22 protein-coding genes and 1 tRNA gene are annotated in these 18,149 nt (G+C 39.0%); 9 read left to right on the top strand and 14 right to left on the bottom strand.

The annotated features are described in order from the left end of the window. Positions 1-102: 102 nt before the first annotated feature. From estA to RTP99_RS13505, 4 genes are all read right to left on the bottom strand, one after another. Complete coding sequence (estA, locus tag RTP99_RS13520; RefSeq protein ID WP_000761976.1) at positions 103-843, bottom strand: carboxylesterase; 741 nt, start codon at positions 841-843, stop codon at positions 103-105. A 161-nt stretch (positions 844-1,004) separates the two neighbouring features. Then, positions 1,005-1,238 (bottom strand): preprotein translocase subunit SecG, encoded by a 234-nt coding sequence (gene secG, locus RTP99_RS13515; RefSeq protein WP_000557262.1) that lies wholly within the window; start codon positions 1,236-1,238, stop codon positions 1,005-1,007. 94 nt (positions 1,239-1,332) lie between these two features. Then, the gene (locus RTP99_RS13510; protein WP_000078293.1) at positions 1,333-2,025 is read right to left on the bottom strand and encodes an LrgB family protein; all 693 of its coding nucleotides are present in this window, start codon (positions 2,023-2,025) and stop codon (positions 1,333-1,335) included. Further along, on the bottom strand, positions 2,022-2,390 hold the full coding sequence (locus RTP99_RS13505; RefSeq protein ID WP_000673220.1) for a CidA/LrgA family holin-like protein: 369 nt from the start codon (positions 2,388-2,390) through the stop codon (positions 2,022-2,024). The genes RTP99_RS13510 and RTP99_RS13505 overlap by 4 nt, the downstream gene beginning before the upstream one ends. A 367-nt stretch (positions 2,391-2,757) precedes the next feature. Between RTP99_RS13505 and RTP99_RS13500 the strand changes: the two genes are divergently transcribed. Further along, the gene (locus RTP99_RS13500; protein WP_001125025.1) at positions 2,758-3,708 is read left to right on the top strand and encodes a nucleoside hydrolase; all 951 of its coding nucleotides are present in this window, start codon (positions 2,758-2,760) and stop codon (positions 3,706-3,708) included. Between the two features lie 50 nt (positions 3,709-3,758). On the opposite strand, the gene eno is transcribed toward RTP99_RS13500, so the two are convergent. The 10 genes from eno to RTP99_RS13450 all read right to left on the bottom strand — a co-directional run bounded on the left by eno (position 3,759) and on the right by RTP99_RS13450 (position 13,324). Beyond that, positions 3,759-5,054 carry a phosphopyruvate hydratase gene (gene eno / locus RTP99_RS13495; protein WP_000103957.1) on the bottom strand — a complete coding sequence of 432 codons (1,296 nt, stop codon included), beginning with the start codon at positions 5,052-5,054 and terminating at the stop codon, positions 3,759-3,761. 30 nt (positions 5,055-5,084) lie between these two features. Continuing rightward, entirely contained in the window at positions 5,085-6,614 is a 1,530-nt protein-coding gene (gene gpmI, locus RTP99_RS13490; RefSeq protein WP_001231150.1) for a 2,3-bisphosphoglycerate-independent phosphoglycerate mutase, read from the bottom strand. After that, on the bottom strand, positions 6,611-7,366 hold the full coding sequence (gene tpiA / locus RTP99_RS13485) for a triose-phosphate isomerase (RefSeq protein WP_001231036.1): 756 nt from the start codon (positions 7,364-7,366) through the stop codon (positions 6,611-6,613). The genes gpmI and tpiA overlap by 4 nt, the downstream gene beginning before the upstream one ends. Before the next feature lie 32 nt (positions 7,367-7,398). Beyond that, positions 7,399-8,583, bottom strand: coding sequence for a phosphoglycerate kinase (locus RTP99_RS13480; protein WP_001036347.1), 1,185 nt, complete (start codon positions 8,581-8,583; stop codon positions 7,399-7,401). Positions 8,584-8,722: 139 nt separating this feature from the next. Continuing rightward, positions 8,723-9,727 carry a type I glyceraldehyde-3-phosphate dehydrogenase gene (gene gap, locus RTP99_RS13475; RefSeq protein ID WP_000161231.1) on the bottom strand — a complete coding sequence of 335 codons (1,005 nt, stop codon included), beginning with the start codon at positions 9,725-9,727 and terminating at the stop codon, positions 8,723-8,725. Between the two features lie 26 nt (positions 9,728-9,753). Then, a complete protein-coding gene (gene cggR, locus RTP99_RS13470; RefSeq protein WP_001258187.1) occupies positions 9,754-10,782 on the bottom strand; it encodes a gapA transcriptional regulator CggR in 1,029 nt (342 codons plus the stop codon). A 135-nt stretch (positions 10,783-10,917) separates the two neighbouring features. Then, on the bottom strand, positions 10,918-11,163 hold the full coding sequence (locus RTP99_RS13465) for a glutaredoxin family protein (protein ID WP_000869738.1): 246 nt from the start codon (positions 11,161-11,163) through the stop codon (positions 10,918-10,920). A 9-nt stretch (positions 11,164-11,172) separates the two neighbouring features. Next, the gene (gene rpoN / locus RTP99_RS13460) at positions 11,173-12,480 is read right to left on the bottom strand and encodes an RNA polymerase factor sigma-54 (protein ID WP_312365908.1); all 1,308 of its coding nucleotides are present in this window, start codon (positions 12,478-12,480) and stop codon (positions 11,173-11,175) included. 259 nt (positions 12,481-12,739) lie between these two features. Continuing rightward, positions 12,740-12,815: transfer RNA gene (locus tag RTP99_RS13455), tRNA-Arg, on the bottom strand. Between the two features lie 155 nt (positions 12,816-12,970). Beyond that, complete coding sequence (locus RTP99_RS13450) at positions 12,971-13,324, bottom strand: YxeA family protein (RefSeq protein ID WP_000734942.1); 354 nt, start codon at positions 13,322-13,324, stop codon at positions 12,971-12,973. A 205-nt stretch (positions 13,325-13,529) separates the two neighbouring features. Between RTP99_RS13450 and RTP99_RS13445 the strand changes: the two genes are divergently transcribed. The 8 genes from RTP99_RS13445 to clpP all read left to right on the top strand — a co-directional run bounded on the left by RTP99_RS13445 (position 13,530) and on the right by clpP (position 18,117). Continuing rightward, complete coding sequence (locus RTP99_RS13445) at positions 13,530-13,736, top strand: DUF1657 domain-containing protein (RefSeq protein WP_000216166.1); 207 nt, start codon at positions 13,530-13,532, stop codon at positions 13,734-13,736. A 93-nt stretch (positions 13,737-13,829) separates the two neighbouring features. Continuing rightward, positions 13,830-14,318 carry a YhcN/YlaJ family sporulation lipoprotein gene (locus RTP99_RS13440; RefSeq protein ID WP_001226063.1) on the top strand — a complete coding sequence of 163 codons (489 nt, stop codon included), beginning with the start codon at positions 13,830-13,832 and terminating at the stop codon, positions 14,316-14,318. Positions 14,319-14,347: 29 nt separating this feature from the next. Further along, on the top strand, positions 14,348-14,824 hold the full coding sequence (gene spoVAC / locus RTP99_RS13435; RefSeq protein ID WP_000095406.1) for a stage V sporulation protein AC: 477 nt from the start codon (positions 14,348-14,350) through the stop codon (positions 14,822-14,824). Further along, entirely contained in the window at positions 14,825-15,841 is a 1,017-nt protein-coding gene (gene spoVAD / locus RTP99_RS13430) for a stage V sporulation protein AD (RefSeq protein ID WP_000938952.1), read from the top strand. Next, entirely contained in the window at positions 15,838-16,188 is a 351-nt protein-coding gene (gene spoVAE / locus RTP99_RS13425) for a stage V sporulation protein AE (protein ID WP_000575919.1), read from the top strand. Before spoVAD ends, spoVAE begins: the two co-directional genes overlap by 4 nt. Positions 16,189-16,197: 9 nt before the next feature. Further along, positions 16,198-16,404, top strand: coding sequence for a DUF1657 domain-containing protein (locus RTP99_RS13420; protein ID WP_000215900.1), 207 nt, complete (start codon positions 16,198-16,200; stop codon positions 16,402-16,404). 20 nt (positions 16,405-16,424) lie between these two features. After that, positions 16,425-17,294, top strand: coding sequence for a DUF421 domain-containing protein (locus RTP99_RS13415; RefSeq protein WP_000018908.1), 870 nt, complete (start codon positions 16,425-16,427; stop codon positions 17,292-17,294). A gap of 241 nt (positions 17,295-17,535) precedes the next feature. Then, positions 17,536-18,117 carry an ATP-dependent Clp endopeptidase proteolytic subunit ClpP gene (gene clpP / locus RTP99_RS13410; RefSeq protein WP_001049154.1) on the top strand — a complete coding sequence of 194 codons (582 nt, stop codon included), beginning with the start codon at positions 17,536-17,538 and terminating at the stop codon, positions 18,115-18,117. The last annotated feature ends 32 nt before the right edge of the window (positions 18,118-18,149 follow it).

Here is an 18,149-nt window from a genome sequence, read left to right as displayed (position 1 = left end):
GAAAGATGGGGGATGTATAAAGCGAAACTTCAATCATCTCCCAATGATTTTTTTACAGCTTCCATAAAAAATTCCCTTATGAAAAAAAGAGGCAACTAGATCTTACCAATCTAGTTGCTCCAAGAAGTTATATACATCCTCATGTAGCTCGTCACGCTGTTTATCAAGTGTAATGACATGCGTAGAGTCTTCATACCATTTAATGTCTTTTAACGTTGATTCTACACCGTTATAAATAATGTTCGCACTATCTGTATTAATCATTTCATCATGACGCGCTTGTACAACAAATGTTGGGGCATAAATCATGTCCACATTGTTACGTACGTCAGCAATTAATTGTTGTAATGCTTTTAATGTATTCATCGGTGTCTTTTGGAATTCCAACATTTCTTGTTCGATTTGCTCTGGTGATTTTTGCTCACGCTTTTTATATTCGCGGGCATATGCCAATATACCTTGGTACATCGTTTCTTCACTCTTAATATACATCGGTGCACACATTGGTACTACACCTAAAACCGGTACTGTATAACCTAATTTTAGAGAAAATACGCCGCCAAGTGACAATCCAACGACAGCAATTTTCTCAAAACCTTTATCTTTTAAAAGCTGATATGCCTCCGTTACGTCTTGCCACCAATCTTCAGGACCTGTATGAACAAGCTCTTCTGGTGGTACACCGTGCCCTTTATAAATTGGGGCATGACAAGTGTAGCCTTTCTTTTCTAAGAAACGCCCTAACATACGTACATCAGCTGAGTTTCCTGTGAATCCATGTAATAATAAAACAGCGCGGTCTCCACCCTCAAATGTAAATGGTTTCGGAGATGCTAATTTCATCATGTACTTCTCCTCTTTCTCTTCTGTAATCTAGTCGTATTCTTTCTATATCTAGTGTACCATATTTATATTTCTATAATCTAATTAGAAACATCTTTCAAATGACAAAACAAAAAAAGAAGAACCATTAGTACATCTTACTAACGCTTCTTCTTTCAATTCTATAAGTTTAAGTACGTAACACCAATTGTTAATGCGAAGAACAATACAGCTAAAACAATTGTAATACGGTTTAATACCGCTTCAATTCCACGTGCTTTTTGCTTACCAAATAATTGCTCTGCACCGCCTGAAATTGCACCTGAAAGGCCTGAGCTATTACTAGACTGCATAAGTACCATAACAATCATTAAAATCGATACAATAATAAGTAAAACGGATAATAACGTATGCACTTGGCGTACCTCCTACAAAGATTCAGTTATTGTAACTGTAGCATAAATTCTATAGAAAAGCGAGAGCTATAAGGTTGCTCCCGCTTTTCTTCTATTACATGAACATCATTGCAAATAGCGGCCCGAGCAAACATGTTAAAATCGCTGTTAATGTCATTGTTACCGATCCAATAACACCTTCATGTTCATTATTTTTCATCGCTCTCATCACGCCCATAATATGAGAAGCACATCCAAATCCGATACCTTTACCAACTGAGTTTGTAACGCGGCTCCATTTTAATAAAAGCGGGCCGGTAATCGTTCCAGTAATACCTGCAATAACAACGAAGGCTGCTGTTAATGACGGCACACCACCAACTTGCTCTGAAACACTCATCGCAACTGGCATTGTCACTGATTTTGGTAAAGAAGATAAAATTAAGCTTTTATCTGTTCCCATAAGTGACGCAATAGCAAAGTCACTTGCAATGGCAACTGTTGTACCTACTAGTACCCCGCCGGCAATCGGTACAACATATTTTTGAAGAACGTGGCGTTGTTTATAAAGAGGAATTGCAAATGCTACAACACCGGGTCCGAGCAGTTTTGCAATCCAGCCGCCACCACTTTCCATATAATGTTGATACGGTATATCAAGCATAATAAATAAGAAAGCCATTAATCCTGTTGCTACAAGCATTGGAATGGTGAATGGTGTTGGAAATAATTTGTAGATTTTTTTAGATAATTGGTATAATAGCACCGTAAAAATAACCCAACCGATTCCGATCAATATTTGGCTCATCGCGACTCTCTTTCCTTTCTATTCGCAAGATATTGTCCTGTATGTCCTGCGACAATAATAATTAAAAATGTACTCGCTACAATTGTAATGAAAAGAGAAATTCCTTTACTCATAAAAAAAGCACCGTAATTCATTAGGCCAAGTGTTGGCGGAATTAATAAAAACGGCATAATAGCAACGAGTGTTTCTGCTCCTAAATCGAACCATTTCACTGGAAGAACTTTTAGGCTAAGTAAAACAAGTAAGAGGAACATTCCAATCAAACTTCCTGGAATCGGAATATTTAACATTTCTTGTACCCAAGTTCCAACCATATAAAAAACGTAAAGAGCAGCAATTTGGACAAGAATCTTTGTAAATTTCATGTTCATCATCCCTCTTGTTTATACGATCTTCTGTTAATATCTTTATCATAGTATAAATTGTAAAAAGCTGCAATTTATCAACTTGACAGCAAAAAACGCCTATGTTATACGCTTACAACCTTGATATGACTACATTTCTAAAAGAAAATTAAGTCAAAAACCTTGACCTAATATAAGAAGTTTTTATTTTCTGAATTTTAAAGGTTGTTATTTCAATAAAATAATCTTTTTATCCTTACGCTTACATATATATAAAGTGAAACTTTAATCAGTGGGGGTTCTTTATCCCCCACTGATTATTGCTGTATTTCGAGGTGGGGGTCTTACTGCCCATTAAAGTGGGATAAACAAGATAGGTGGTGAACATATGCCCAAAAAAGTTCTCATTTTTTGTGATCCTGGGATTGATGATACGATGGCTCTCCTCTTAGCATTCTTTATTGATGAAATAGAAATCATCGGCATTGTTGCTGATTACGGCAATGTTCCAAAAGAGATGGCCGTACAAAATGCTCATTTTCTTAAGAATGAAACAATGAATAGAAATATTAAGATATTTGGTGGGTCAGAGCGTCCACTTACTGGTGCCCCACCTGCTTTTTTTACCGATGTACATGGGAAACAAGGGCTCGGGCCAATTATTCCAAAAGGGAATGTAACTAACGGGGAAATGGAGAATTTTTTCGAAGTTATTCCTCTTATTGAACAGTATAAAGATGAAGTAATCATTGTAAGTTTAGGAAGACTTACCTCCCTCGCAATTTTATTCATCGTATGTAAACAGTTAATGAAGCAAATTAAATCTTACTACATAATGGGCGGTGCCTTTTTACACCCGGGTAATGTTACCCCTATTTCTGAAGCAAACTTTTATGGTGATCCTGCTGCCGCTAATATAGTCCTTCAATCCTCACCTAACATGTACATCTATCCATTAAACGTCACCCAATATTCCATCATTACACCAGAAATGGCTGAATATATTGAAGCAAAAGGAAAAGCCCCACTCGTCAAACCTTTATTCGATCATTATTACTATAGTTATTATAAAAATGCTCTACCACATTTAAAGGGTAGCCCCTTCCATGACACAATGCCAATACTCGCTTTACTTGATAACTCTATGTTTACGTATCACAAATCACCTATCGTTATCATGACCGAATCTTATGCACAAGGGGCAAGCATTGGGGAATTCCGCTCTTTAGAAGAATCTAAACCATTTATTGATCGGCCGATTCATCAAATCGCAATTGATTTTGATTATAACCGCTTCTTTAAACATTTCATGTCACTTATGACGGGGGAAGAATTTTAACAAAAAAAAACAGACCGTGATTTCTCACGGTCTGTCGTTATTTTCTACAATTATCGTTTGATGTTGTAGAAAGATTTGATACCATCGTAAACAGCGATTTCGCCTAGTTCGTCTTCGATGCGTAATAATTGGTTGTACTTAGCAATACGGTCAGTACGGCTCATAGAACCAGTTTTGATTTGGCCAGCGTTAGTTGCAACTGCGATGTCAGCGATTGTAGCATCTTCAGTTTCACCAGAACGGTGAGATACAACTGCTGTGTAACCAGCACGTTTAGCCATTTCGATAGCTTCGAAAGTCTCAGTTAAAGTACCGATTTGGTTAACTTTAATTAAGATTGAGTTAGAGATACCTTTTTCGATACCTTCAGCAAGTTTTTGAGTGTTAGTTACGAATAAGTCGTCACCAACTAATTGTACTTTGCTTCCAAGACGCTCAGTTAATAATTTGTGACCATCCCAGTCGTTTTCGTCTAAACCATCTTCGATAGAGATGATTGGGAAGTCTTTGCAAAGCTCTTCGTAGAAATCAACCATTTCTGCAGAAGTTAAGCCAGTACGGCCTTCGCCTGCAAGGTCATATTTACCAGTTTCTTTGTTGTAGAACTCAGAAGAAGCAACGTCCATTCCTAAGAATACGTTCTCGCCAGCTTTGTAACCAGCTTTTTCGATAGCTTCGATGATTACTTCTAATGCTTCACGGTTAGAACCAAGGTTTGGAGCGAATCCACCTTCGTCACCTACTGCAGTGTTAAGACCTTTGTCATGTAATACAGCTTTAAGTGCATGGAATACTTCAGCACCCATACGGATTGATTCTTTGAATGTTGGAGCACCAACTGGTAAGATCATGAACTCTTGGAAGTCAACGTTGTTATCAGCGTGAGAACCACCGTTGATGATGTTCATCATTGGAGTTGGTAATTGTTTTGCATTGAATCCACCAAGGTAACGGTATAATGGAAGACCTACGAAGTCAGCTGCTGCGTGAGCTACTGCCATAGATACACCAAGGATAGCGTTAGCGCCTAGTTTACCTTTGTTTGGAGTGCCATCTAATTCGATCATAGCACGGTCGATACCAGCTTGGTCAGTTACGTCGAAACCAACGATTTCTGGAGCGATAATTTCGTTAACGTTGTTTACTGCGTTAACAACGCCTTTACCAAGGTAACGAGATTTGTCACCGTCACGTAATTCTACTGCTTCGTGTTCACCAGTAGATGCACCACTTGGTACGATAGCGCGTCCGAAAGCGCCGCTTTCTGTGTAAACTTCTACTTCTACAGTTGGGTTACCACGAGAGTCAAGGACTTCGCGAGCATAAACATCAATAATTGTTGACATAATAAATTCTCTCCTTTTTATATAAGCAAATTATTTAATAATTGTTTTACCTGTCATTTCTTTCGGTTGCTCAACACCAAGAAGTGTAAGCATTGTTGGAGCGATATCACCTAAGATACCACCTTCACGTAATTCTACGTCATTCTTCGTAACGATGAAAGGAACCGGGTTAGTTGTATGAGCTGTCATTGGCTCTCCGTCAGAAGTTAATTCTTCGTCAGCATTACCATGGTCAGCAGTAATAAGTGCTACACCATCTTTTGCAAGAATCGCTTCTACAACTTTTCCTAAACATTCGTCAGTTGCTTCTACTGCTTTAATTGTTGGTTCCATCATCCCAGAATGGCCAACCATATCACAGTTCGCAAAGTTAAGAATGATAACATCATGTTTATCATTTTCGATTTCATTTACTAAAGCGTCCGTTACTTCGTAAATGCTCATTTCAGGTTTCAAGTCATACGTTGCAACCTTCGGTGAGTTAATTAAGATACGCTCTTCTCCTGGGAATTCAGCCTCACGACCACCGCTAAAGAAGAATGTAACGTGCGGATACTTTTCAGTTTCCGCGATGCGAAGTTGCTTTAATCCCGCTTGCGCAACAACTTCACCTAAAGTGTTATCAAGGTTCATTGGCTTGAATGCCACGTAACCATCTACTGTTTCACTAAAGTGTGTCATACATACGAATTCTGGAATGTGAGGTACTTTTTCACCACGATCGAACTCACGGAAGTCTTCGTTTGTAAATACACGAGCAATTTGAATTGCACGGTCTGGACGGAAGTTATAGAAGATAACTGCATCATCATCATTGATTGTTGCAACTGGCGTGTTATCTTCGTTAACAATTACAGACGGCAATACGAATTCATCGTAGATACCATTTGCATAAGAGTCTTCTACACACTCTTCTGCTGATTTATAAGTAGGGCCTTCACCATTCACCATAGCACGGTAACATTTTTCTACGCGATCCCAACGCTTGTCACGGTCCATGGAGTAATAACGACCAGAGATAGTCGCGAATTGTCCTACTCCTGTTTCTTTAATTACTTCATTTGTCGCATCAATATAGCTTTGTGCTGTTTTTGGTCCAACATCGCGGCCATCTAAGAATGCATGAATGTATACTTTCTCAACGCCTTCTTTAGCTGCTAAGCGAAGAAGAGCAAACATGTGGTTCATGTGACTGTGCACACCACCGTCAGAAAGTAAACCGAATAAATGAAGTGCAGTACCTTTTTCTTTTACGCTTTTAATTGCACTTTGGAACGTTTCGTTCTTGTCGAACTCACCTTCACGAATTGCAACGTTTACGCGTGTTAAGCTTTGATATACAATGCGGCCAGCACCGATATTTAAGTGACCAACCTCAGAGTTACCCATTTGACCTTCTGGAAGACCTACTGCCTCACCACAAGCTGTAAGCGTTGTGTGAGGGAATTTGTTCCAGTAACCATCAAAATTAGGTTTCTTAGCTTGTGCTACAGCATTCCCGTAAGTTTCTTCACGAAGTCCGAAACCGTCAAGAATAATTAGAGCTGTTGGCTTTCTCATTTTACCGCCTCCAGAAGACCTAAGAACGAAGCAGGCTCTAAGCTAGCACCGCCAACTAAAGCGCCGTCGATGTCAGATTGTGCCATGTACTCTTTAATGTTTTCTGGTTTTACGCTACCGCCGTATTGAATACGAACAGCTTCTGCAGCAGCTGGAGAAACAGCCTCTGCAACAACTTTACGGATGTGCGCACATACTTCGTTTGCGTCTGCAGAAGAAGAAGATTTACCTGTACCGATAGCCCAGATTGGCTCATAAGCGATAACAGTTGCTTTAACTTGCTCTTCAGTTAAACCTGCAAGTGCTTTTGTCACTTGACCTGCTACTAGATCAAATGTTTTTCCGCTTTCGCGCTCTTCTAAAGTCTCACCACAACATACGATTGGTGTTAAACCATGTTCAAATGCTGCGATAGTCTTTTTGTTTACTGACTCATCTGTTTCAGCAAACATTTCACGACGCTCAGAGTGGCCAAGTACTACGTAGCCTACTTTTAAGTCGCTAAGTGCTACTGGGCTAATTTCGCCAGTGAATGCACCATTTTTTTCGAAGTGCATGTTTTGTGCACCTACTTGTAAATCAGTTCCTTCAGTCGCTGCTACAAGGCGCTCTAAGAATAGAGCTGGAGAGCAAACTACTGCATCAACAGCTGAAGCTGCTGGGATTTGACCTTTAACTTCCTCTACGAAGCTAACTGCTTCAGATAGAGTTTTATTCATTTTCCAGTTACCTGCGATAATTGGTTTACGCATGCTTTGCACCGTCCTTTTTCTTTGGCTGCTACTTATTTGTCGTTAAGACAAACTACACCTGGAAGCTCTTTACCTTCCATGAATTCTAATGACGCACCGCCGCCAGTAGAAATGTGGCTCATTTTATCAGCCATACCGAATTTTTCAACAGCTGCTGCAGAGTCACCACCGCCGATAACAGAGTATGTACCTTCTGCATCTGCTAATGCTTGTCCTACTGCTTTTGTACCTTCTGCGAATGGAGTCATTTCGAATACACCCATTGGTCCATTCCATACAACAAGCTTAGAGTTTTTAATTACATCTGCATAAATTTCACGTGTTTTAGGACCGATGTCCACGCCTTCCCAGTTAGAAGGGATAGAATCGATATTAACGATTTTAGTTGTTGCAGTTTCAGAGAATTCCTCAGTGATTACAACATCAACTGGCATGTAGAAGTTTACGCCTTTTTCTTTTGCAAGTTGCATAAATTCTTTAGCTAGTTCAATCTTGTCGTCTTCACATAGAGATAGACCAATTTCATGACCTAAAGCTTTAACGAATGTGTAAGCAAGTCCGCCACCGATGATTAAGTTATCTACTTTGTCTAATAGATGACGAATTACACCGATTTTATCTTTTACTTTCGCACCACCGATGATAGCTGTGAATGGACGATCTGGGTTAGAAAGTGCTTTTCCAAGAACATCTAACTCTTTTTCCATTAGTAAACCAGATACTGCTGGTAGGTAGTCCGCGATACCTGCTGTAGAAGCGTGAGCACGGTGAGCTGCACCGAATGCATCGTTTACGAAGATGTCAGCAAGAGCTGCAAATTCTTTCGCAAGTTCTGCATCGTTCTTTTCTTCGCCCGCATAGAAACGTACGTTTTCAAGAACTAATACGTCGCCTTCGTTCATTGCTGCAACCATTTCTTGTACAGCTGGTCCGAATGCTTCGTCTGCTTTTTTAACGTCTTTACCAAGAAGCTCGCCTAAACGTGCTGCTACTGGAGTTAAACGCATTTCTTCTACTACTTGACCTTTTGGACGGCCTAAGTGGCTTGCTAAAATAACTTTCGCACCTTGCTCTACTAAATATTGAATTGTAGGAAGAGCTGCACGGATACGAGTTTCATCTGTAATTTTGCCTTCTTTCATAGGTACGTTGAAGTCAACGCGGCAAAATACACGCTTACCTTTTAAATCTACGTCACGAATTGATTTTTTGTTCATTGGATTTCCCTCCGACTACTAGTTAGGATTGACAAAACCCACTCAAAAGCTTAACACATTTGCTTTTAAAACGAAAGAAGAGAGAGAGGGAACAAACCCTCTCCCTCGTTTTGTCATTGATAACTTATATAATTAAGAATTAAAGACCTTTTGAAGTCATGTAAGCTGCTAGGTCTACTACGCGGTTAGAGTAACCAGTTTCGTTATCGTACCAAGAAAGTACTTTAACCATGTTACCTTCCATTACCATTGTAGATAATGCATCGATTGTAGAAGAAGCTGTACATCCGTTATAGTCGATAGATACTAATGGCTCTTCGCTGTATCCAAGGATACCTTTTAATTCGCCTTCAGCTGCTGCTTTGAATGCTGCATTTACTTCTTCAACTGTTACTTCTTTGTCAAGTTCAACAACTAGGTCAACTAGAGAAACGTTAGCAGTTGGAACACGTACAGCGCCACCGTTTAATTTACCTTTAAGTTCTGGTAATACTAATGCTACTGCTTTAGCTGCACCAGTAGATGTTGGGATCATGTTTTCAGCTGCTGCACGAGCACGACGTAAATCTTTGTGTGGTAAGTCTAAGATTTGTTGGTCGTTAGTGTAAGAGTGAATTGTTGTCATCATTCCGCGTTTTACGCCGAATTTTTCGTTTAATACTTTAGCAAATGGAGCTAAGCAGTTTGTAGTACAAGAAGCGTTAGATACTACGTTGTGGCTAGCTGCATCGTATTGTTCGTGGTTAACACCCATAACTACAGTGATATCTTCGTCAGAAGCTGGAGCTGAGATGATAACTTTTTTAACTGATCCACCTAAGTGTTTTTCAGCGTCTGCTTTTTTAGTGAAACGACCAGTAGATTCTACTACGATTTCTACTCCGTAGTCGCTCCATGGTAATTGTGCTGGGTCACGCTCAGCGATAACTTTGATTTCTTTACCGTTAACAACGATGCTGCTTTCGTTAGCAGATACTTCTGCGTTTAAAGTTCCGTGAACTGTGTCATATTTTAAAAGGTGAGCTAAAGTTTTAGCATCTGTTAAGTCGTTGATTGCTACTACTTCTACCTCTGGGTTGTTAAGTGCTGCGCGGAATACGTTACGTCCGATACGTCCAAATCCATTAATACCAATTTTAGTCATTTGAATTTCCTCCTTGGGGGATTATATTAAAGGGTAATACCCTTTGTTAATTGTTTTGCTGCACCTTCATCTGTAATTAGAATTGAAGTGTGCCCTTGTTTAATTACAGCCTGTATTGCCTTTGCCTTTGAAGAACCTCCAGCGACTGCAACAACGTGAGATACATTTTGTAAATCCTCTAGTTGCATACCAACTGTTCTTACTTTATGAACAACATTTCCTTGTTCATTAAAGTAGTAACCGAAAGCTTCGCCAACTGCTTCGCTTGCCTGAATCTTTAACCAATCTGCTTCTGAAGTATTTCTGCGACGTGCCATTGTTAACGCATCACCTATTCCATGAATGACGATATTGGAAGATCGAATCAACTCAAGAACTTCTTTCACGGAAGGCTCTGTCACAATAGACGCATATGCTTCGCTGCTAACATGGTCTGGAACATACAATAAGCGATAATTACTCATCGTATTTTGCGCCATCTTGGCACAAATAGTATTGGCTTCTAACTCGACGCCTTCTCCAATTCCACCACGTGCTGGGACAAATAGCATATGTAAATCTTTGCAATCAAGCTGCATCATGTCCGCAACAGCAGCTAGCGTAGTTCCTCCAGCCACAGCAACGATATTATTCGCTGTCAGACGGTCTTTTATACAAGTCACACAAGCACGGCCCATCTCCAGTTTGACCCAAGGCGATTCATCACTATCACCAGGGACAACGAAAACTTCATCCAAGTCTAATGTTTCCTTAAGTTGCTTTTCTAAAACCTTTAACCCGGAAATTTCTTTCATAAAGTCTTCCAAAGCAAGAACTAAAGCTGTTCCTTCTTCTGTCAAAGTCATTCCAGAAGAAGCGACGTGAACTAAGTTTTGTTCTTTCAAAACTTGAACTTCACTTCGCAATACTCGTTCTGTCATACCGAGACTTGCTGATAAATTTCTTCTTCCAATTGGCTGCATAAGCCTAATGTATTGAAGAATTTGCATTCTCGTTTGCATAACAGGTAGCAGATCAGGTAATAATTTTTTTGTGTTCTGAATCCATGAGCGCATATCTTTTCTCCTCACTACATCGGTTCATTTTCCCTCGTGGTCACTTTACGTCCCATAGTGACATTTTGTGTCCCACATAGGTTAAAAAAATAATCCCTGCTACGTGTATTATTGTAACAGGAGATAGAAACTTATTCAACTCTTAACTGCATTCTTTATATAGTTTATTATGACACCTTTGTGAATGTTACCATATTCTACTTGTTTTCCGTCTATTTCTACAACCGGAATCATTAGGTGATATTTTTCTAAAAGGTCATTATCTTCATATATATCTATTTCCTCAATTTGAAAAGAATATTCACATTGTACTTCCTGTAAAACTTGCTTCGCCTTCACGCAAAGGCCACAATCATTTTTTGTATACAGTACAACTTTCATCTTCTTCACCTATCCGATCGTTTTTCGTAATGACGACGCTGGGATGTGCATTTGCTCCCTATACTTCGCCACTGTTCTTCGAGAAATAACGATTTCATGCTCTTCTTCTAACAATTTTGAAATCTTTTGGTCTGAAAGTGGCTTTTTCTTATTCTCCGCCTCAACAAGCGTTTGAATAAATTGTTTTACACGCTTTGTAGAAACCGCTTCATCTTCAGTAGTCGAAACGGCATTACTAAAGAACGATTTCATCTCAAATAAACCGTGTGGTGTTTGCACATATTTATTTCGCGTTGCCCGACTAATTGTCGATTCATGGACGCTTAACTCTTCTGCTACTTCTTTTAAAGCAAGTGGCTTTAAATACTCCGGACCTTTCCAGAAGAAATCACGTTGTTTTTCCATAATAATGGTCATCACTTGCAAAAGCGTTTGTTTTCTCTGTTTCAAACTACGCATAATCCACTGTACATGCTGATACTTTTCTGAAACGTAAGATGCTACTTCACTTTCACTATTATTAAGAAGCGCACTATATTCAGAATGAATTTCAATTCTCGGCATATTTCTCTCATTCATTTGTAAAACGAGACGATCACCATCTTTTTTCACCGCCATATCAGGCACAATATAAAGTGGTTTATCAGAAGAAAACGCAAGACCTGGTTTTGGTTGTAATGACGTTATACAGTTCACCGCCGATTGCAATTCCTCATTACTACACTTCAGCAATTGAACGAGCTTTCGCCAATCTTTCTTTACGAAATAAGCGAAATGGTCTTCTACAACCTCTTCTGCTAATCCATTCCGCCTTTGTAAGCGCTTCAATTGTAAGGTTAGACATTCCTGAATATTACGCGCCCCTACCCCTGCTGGCTCAAGTGATTGGACAAGCTCTACAGAGCGGTCAACTACATGTAGCGGTGCGGAAAGGAGATTTGCTAACTCCTCGTTCGTTTCTTGTAAATACCCATTTCCATCCATGTTCATAATAATGAAAGAAGCTACTTTTCGCTCTTCTTCCTCTATTTTATAATACTGTATTTGATTTAATAAATGTTGCTGAATCGTTGTAGAATCCACACTGTAGATTTCCATCTGATTCTCGACTTGTTTGCTGGTACTTTTACTGTTGTTAGAGCTCTTTTTCTTCTCCCTCTCAAAACCACCTAACTCAATAAGGGGATTCTCTAACGATTGCTCATACAAAAACTCCGATAATTCTTGTACATTATACTGGAGCATTGTAATCGCTTGCCTTAACTCTTGTGTCATTGCCAAACGTAAGCTTTGTTCTTGTAAAAGACTTGCCTTCAAACTAATCTCCCCCTTGTTTCTATTGTACAATAAGTTTGGTAAAAGGAGAATGCTATCACAGACACCCATTCCAAAATATTATTAATTTATATGTATTAATGAGATTTACAACTTAAAACCGAAATTTGAATAATATTGAAAGAAAATAATAACGGAATTTAATTATAACTAAGTACTAATAGTAAATCTTATTATCAGATATAACAAGAGGGAAATAAAAAAAGTCCTAACCTACAAAACGTAAGTTAGGACTTTTTGACGCGCCCAGAGGGATTCGAACCCCCGGCAGACGTGGTACCGGAAACCACCGCTCTATCCGACTGAGCTATGGGCGCATGATTATAAAATACACTTCATTTTCTCTTCATAATAATAGCAATAAAAACCATTTAAATCAATAAAAACTCTTTGATTGCACTTTATATATACACTATTTTTCACATAAAAAAGCCCCCTAATTTCTATATTTAGGAGGCAATTCTTAACGGTCTTATTTATCTAGTTTCTCTTTAATCTCTTTTGGAATTTCATTAGGCTGTACTTCTTGATATGTTTCAATATATTCACCTTTTGTTTTAACCTTTACATACGCTCCCTCTCTAAGTCCACGAGGTGCATAAAACTTAACATCTCTCTCTTCACCTGAAGTATAATAACCCATTAGTTTATAATCCCCAGCTACCTCTCCAATTTTGGATAGTCGGCCAGATTCTTTCGCTTTTACATATACAAAGTCCTCTTTCACAAGCGGATTGTATCTATCTGTTATCTCATTATGAGAAACACTTGCCACACCAATAACTAATATAAAAACTCCAATTAAACCCAATAATAATTTCTTCATTTTTCTCTCCTTAAAATATGCTTTTAACTTATTTTACCTTCTTTATTCTAGGAGAAAAAAGTTTTTGTCACTATCGCTTTTCCTTACATGTTCATTACAAAATTGTAATGCTCAGATGCTTCATCCCTAAAATTCCCAATCATAAATTCACTCCAACTCACAAATTATAATCTTTGAATTGATATTCCAAAGGGGGCTTCATTCAATGACTGTAATTACGAAATTAAAGCAAACTGTTTCTGGATTAAAAAGTGCACAAGCTAGCTTAGAGGGATTCGCTCTTGATACGGATAACCAACAAGCTAAGCAACTTTTCCAAACAGCTGCGCAGCAAACACAAACAATTATCGATTCTTTAAACCCACGTGTTGAAGAAGTCCAACAAGAAGAACCACAATACTCACAGCAATAACGAATCAGTCTTGCTGTGAAATAGAAAAAGGGTGATATGCAGTCATCCTTTTTCTATCACATTACATATTGCAATAGAAATGGAATGATGATTATGCGAAAGATCGGACTCATTACCGCGTTATTTATACTTCTATTTAGTTCTTTTACCGGTTGTGATCACAGCCCCTTAGATAAAAAGGTAAAAAAAGAAGAAGCAAAACGAACAGAGAAAGAGAAAGGTCCCAAATTAACAAAGACGAGTACGGAATCCTTTAATCAATCTATATCACAGGGAGCGAAGAAAAGAGCTCTCGCTATGGATGAAATTATAAAGAGCGCAGCTGTGAATTCAAATTTAGATCTCTACATAGCAGTTAAGCCTGAGCATCATGAACGATTTGGGTTAAAACCTTTACGCAAGAAACTTCAAAAGCAACTAAGTGACGAATATCCCACTTTCGATGTTCGTGTTAGCACCGATAAAAAAATCTTTATGTTACTCGAAAAGCTTGAAAACAGAATCAAGAAAAAAGAAATATCTAAAGATGAAATCAAAAAACAGTTAAAACTTATCGGATCAGAAATGGAATCTAACACTTAACGCTTTCGAATAGAAAAGGAAGGATTTAAATGTCTAGTAAAGATAAAAACTTAACCCCTGTACAACAGGAATATAAAAAATTCGAGCAAGAACGCGAACCGAAGCGTCCTGTCTTAAAAAACTGTATAAAAGCCTTTTTCGTTGGTGGTTTCATTTGCCTAATTGGGCAACTCATTTCTACTTTTTATATTACGTATTTCGATTTCACTGAACGCTCAGCAGGGAATCCAACAGTAGCAACTCTTATTTTCATCTCGATGTTACTAACTGGATTCGGTGTATATGATCGTCTCGGTCAATTTGCAGGTGCTGGAACAGCTGTACCTGTCACTGGATTTGGTAACTCTGTTATCGCAGCATGCATCGAACACCGAACAGAGGGATTTGTCCTTGGTGTTGGAGCTAACATGTTTAAATTAGCCGGCTCCGTTATTTTATTTGGTGTATTTTCAGCTTTCGTCATCGCACTTATTAAAACGATTCTCGTTCAATGGGGAGGGCTATAAATGTTACAAGGACACCGAACGTGGGTATTTGAAAACAAACCAGTTATTATTTCGACAGGAGTCGTCGGCGGGCCGTTTGAAGCAAAAGGAAAAATCCCAGAAGACTTCGATATCCTTCATGAAGATTTATGGCTCGGACAAGATTCCTATGAAAAAGCACATAAAATTTTATTCGAAGAAGCTTGTAGCCGCGCCACTGAAAAAGCAGAACTTCGTAAAGATGATATCCAATTTGTACTCGCAGGAGATTTAATTAATCAAATTACCCCTACAAGCTTTGCTTGCCGTACACTGGGCACTCCTTATCTCGGATTATTCGGCGCTTGTTCTACTTCTATGGAAGGTTTAGCACTTGGGGCGAGTATCGTAAATGCAAAAGGCGCAAAATATTTATTAACCGGGGCATCAAGCCATAACACCGCTGTAGAAAAACAGTTCCGCTACCCTACCGAATATGGTGGACAAAAGCCACCTACCGCACAGTGGACAGTAACTGGAGCAGGAGCCGCTATTTTAAGCGATACTGGACATGGCCCTAGGGTAACATCCGCAACAATCGGAAAAGTGGTTGATATGGGATTAACAGATCCGTTTAATATGGGAGGCGCAATGGCTCCAGCCGCCGTCGATACAATTGAAGCTCACTTACGCGAACGTCAAATTGACGCCTCTTACTACGATTTAATCGTAACCGGTGACCTCGGGCATGTAGGACGTGAAATTGCTTATGACTTACTACATAAACACGGAACGAAAGTAACGAGCGAACAGTTTCAAGATTGCGGGCTACTCATTTATAGAGAAGGGCAACCTGTCATAGCTGGGGCTAGCGGACCAGGATGTTCCGCAACAGTCGTGTACGGTCATTTATTAAACCGAATGAAAAGAGGAGAGTTCAAAAAAATACTTGTCGTTGCGACAGGCGCTTTACTATCTCCACTTACATTCCAACAAGAAGAAACGATTCCGTGCATCGCTCACGCCGTTTCAATTGAATTCGGAGGTGCAACGCAATGATTTTTTTCTGGGCTTTCGTCATTGGCGGACTCATATGTGTAATCGGCCAACTTATGTTTGATGTCGGCAAGCTAACGCCCGCTCATACAATGGCAACACTCGTTGTTGCTGGAGCTATATTAGATGGATTCAATTTGTATGAACCATTAATTGACTTCGCTGGAGCTGGGGCAACCGTACCTATTACAAGCTTTGGTAATGCCCTCGTTCACGGCGCAATGGAGGAAGCCGCAAAACATGGCATCGTTGGCGTTATTACCGGCATGTTTAAAGTAACAAGCGCCGGTGTATCCGCAGCTATTATTTTCGGCTTCATCGGAGCATTGCTATTCAAACCGAAAGGATAAGGTGTTCGTATGACAGTTATCGCTAGCGTCAAAACCTGCCTTGCTAGTGTAAGGGGCGCTCAAGCAAGTTTAAGCTCCCTTTCACTACATTCACAGGACGCAGAATCAAAACGTGTATTTCATGAATGTATGTTAGAAATGGACAGCATCATCGCTGATTTACAAAATAGAGTTTCAGTATTAGAACGTGAAGAACCTCAATATAAAGGGTTTTAAGTAGACTGGAGGAAATGACTATGTCTCACCTGCCGGAATGGACACTTGTCATTCTTCGCTCTGTATTCATATTAATTATTTTATTCGCTATTACGAAATGGTTAGGGAAAAGACAAATCTCTCAGCTCTCCTTTTTTGAATACATAGCCGGAATGACAATCGGTGACATCGCTGCCCAAGTATCTACAGGGCTCGATTCAAAATTTTTTCACGGCGTCTTTGCGATACTCATTTTCGCTGTGGTACCTTTTTTAACAGGAATCCTTTCTTTAAAGAACAAAACAGCTCGGGACTTCTTTGAAGGGAAATCTACCGTATTAATAAAAGATGGAAAGATACTCGAAGATAATTTAAAGAAAGAAAAATATACAAGTGACGAATTACTGGAACTTCTCCGTGGAAAAGATGCTTTCAGCATAGCTGATGTTGAATTTGCTGTATTAGAACCGAGCGGAGAATTAAATGTATTATTAAAGAAAGATCGCCAACCACTCACAGCAAAAGACATCGGTTTAAAAGTGCCGAACGAAAAAGAACCACAAACTGTTATTATGGATGGCAATGTCTTAGATGAACCGCTATCCGCAAGTGGACATAACCGCGCTTGGCTACATGCTGAACTAGAAAAGCTCGGTGTTGTTATCGAAAATGTCTTTCTCGGTCAAGTTGATTCATACGGACAACTGACTATCGACATTTATAATGACAAACTACAAATGCCTTCTCCTCAAAACAAACCTTTATTATTAGCATCATTAAAAAAATGTCATGCTGATCTCGAACTATTTTCCCTAGAAACAAAGTCGAAATCAGCGAGCGAAATGTATAGTAAAAACGCGAAACAAATCGAAAAGATTTTAAATAAAGTAACCTATCTTTTAAAAGAATAGATATCGAAAGAACGCTTCAGTCAAAAGGCGTTCTTTTCTTTTTTTCTACAGTTTTTATAACGTTTAAATTTATGTAATTCGGTTATGATGTTGAAGATACATAAGCAGGGAATTTCAAAAACATAGCGAATATTTCATGGTACAACTACATATTTTTTTGATTTAAAGTGGTTTCGTTTGACCTTTATTGACCATAATTGTATTATAAGACTAAGAAAGCTTTATAAGGAGGAAATAACAGATGAATTTAATTCCTACAGTAATTGAACAAACAAATCGTGGAGAACGCGCTTACGATATTTACTCTCGACTATTAAAAGACCGCATCATTATGCTTGGTAGCGCAATTGATGACAACGTAGCTAACTCAATCGTTTCCCAGCTTTTATTCTTGGAATCTCAAGATCCAGACAAAGATATTCACCTATACATCAATAGTCCAGGTGGTTCTATCACAGCAGGTATGGCAATTTACGATACAATGCAGTTTATTAAACCGCAAGTATCAACAATCTGTATCGGTATGGCTGCATCTATGGGTGCATTCTTACTTGCAGCAGGTGAAAAAGGAAAACGTTATGCACTGCCAAACAGTGAAGTAATGATTCACCAACCACTTGGTGGTGCACAAGGTCAAGCGACTGAAATCGAAATCGCTGCTAAACGTATCCTATTCTTACGTGAAAAACTAAACCAAATTCTTGCTGACCGCACAGGTCAACCACTTGAAGTACTACAACGCGACACAGACCGCGACAACTTCATGACAGCAGAAAAAGCTTTAGAATACGGTTTAATCGATAAGATCTTTACAAATCGTTAATAACTAAAAGCGGAAGCGGCTCGTTCAGAATC

Origin of the sequence: Bacillus sp. (in: firmicutes) (genome assembly GCF_031983925.1) — a bacterium.
In the GTDB taxonomy this organism is placed as follows: domain Bacteria; phylum Bacillota; class Bacilli; order Bacillales; family Bacillaceae_G; genus Bacillus_A; species Bacillus_A pacificus.
Note: the sequence above shows the minus strand (reverse complement) of the source record. Positions and strands in the feature narration are given on the sequence as shown.

Excerpts from the sequence above, each read along its gene's own strand:
- RTP99_RS13415 (WP_000018908.1), top strand. The coding sequence starts at position 16,425 with ATGTCTCACCTGCCGGAATGGACACTTGTCATTCTTCGCTCTGTATTC.
- RTP99_RS13465 (WP_000869738.1), bottom strand. The coding sequence starts at position 11,163 with ATGAAAGTTGTACTGTATACAAAAAATGATTGTGGCCTTTGCGTGAAG.
- estA (WP_000761976.1), bottom strand. The coding sequence starts at position 843 with ATGAAATTAGCATCTCCGAAACCATTTACATTTGAGGGTGGAGACCGC.
- RTP99_RS13420 (WP_000215900.1), top strand. The coding sequence starts at position 16,198 with ATGACAGTTATCGCTAGCGTCAAAACCTGCCTTGCTAGTGTAAGGGGC.
- RTP99_RS13480 (WP_001036347.1), bottom strand. The coding sequence starts at position 8,583 with ATGAACAAAAAATCAATTCGTGACGTAGATTTAAAAGGTAAGCGTGTA.
- RTP99_RS13445 (WP_000216166.1), top strand. The coding sequence starts at position 13,530 with ATGACTGTAATTACGAAATTAAAGCAAACTGTTTCTGGATTAAAAAGT.
- RTP99_RS13510 (WP_000078293.1), bottom strand. The coding sequence starts at position 2,025 with ATGAGCCAAATATTGATCGGAATCGGTTGGGTTATTTTTACGGTGCTA.
- clpP (WP_001049154.1), top strand. The coding sequence starts at position 17,536 with ATGAATTTAATTCCTACAGTAATTGAACAAACAAATCGTGGAGAACGC.
- RTP99_RS13440 (WP_001226063.1), top strand. The coding sequence starts at position 13,830 with ATGCGAAAGATCGGACTCATTACCGCGTTATTTATACTTCTATTTAGT.
- eno (WP_000103957.1), bottom strand. The coding sequence starts at position 5,054 with ATGTCAACAATTATTGATGTTTATGCTCGCGAAGTCCTTGACTCTCGT.
- gap (WP_000161231.1), bottom strand. The coding sequence starts at position 9,727 with ATGACTAAAATTGGTATTAATGGATTTGGACGTATCGGACGTAACGTA.
- cggR (WP_001258187.1), bottom strand. The coding sequence starts at position 10,782 with ATGCGCTCATGGATTCAGAACACAAAAAAATTATTACCTGATCTGCTA.
- tpiA (WP_001231036.1), bottom strand. The coding sequence starts at position 7,366 with ATGCGTAAACCAATTATCGCAGGTAACTGGAAAATGAATAAAACTCTA.
- spoVAE (WP_000575919.1), top strand. The coding sequence starts at position 15,838 with ATGATTTTTTTCTGGGCTTTCGTCATTGGCGGACTCATATGTGTAATC.
- gpmI (WP_001231150.1), bottom strand. The coding sequence starts at position 6,614 with ATGAGAAAGCCAACAGCTCTAATTATTCTTGACGGTTTCGGACTTCGT.
- spoVAC (WP_000095406.1), top strand. The coding sequence starts at position 14,348 with ATGTCTAGTAAAGATAAAAACTTAACCCCTGTACAACAGGAATATAAA.
- RTP99_RS13500 (WP_001125025.1), top strand. The coding sequence starts at position 2,758 with ATGCCCAAAAAAGTTCTCATTTTTTGTGATCCTGGGATTGATGATACG.
- spoVAD (WP_000938952.1), top strand. The coding sequence starts at position 14,825 with ATGTTACAAGGACACCGAACGTGGGTATTTGAAAACAAACCAGTTATT.
- RTP99_RS13505 (WP_000673220.1), bottom strand. The coding sequence starts at position 2,390 with ATGAAATTTACAAAGATTCTTGTCCAAATTGCTGCTCTTTACGTTTTT.
- RTP99_RS13450 (WP_000734942.1), bottom strand. The coding sequence starts at position 13,324 with ATGAAGAAATTATTATTGGGTTTAATTGGAGTTTTTATATTAGTTATT.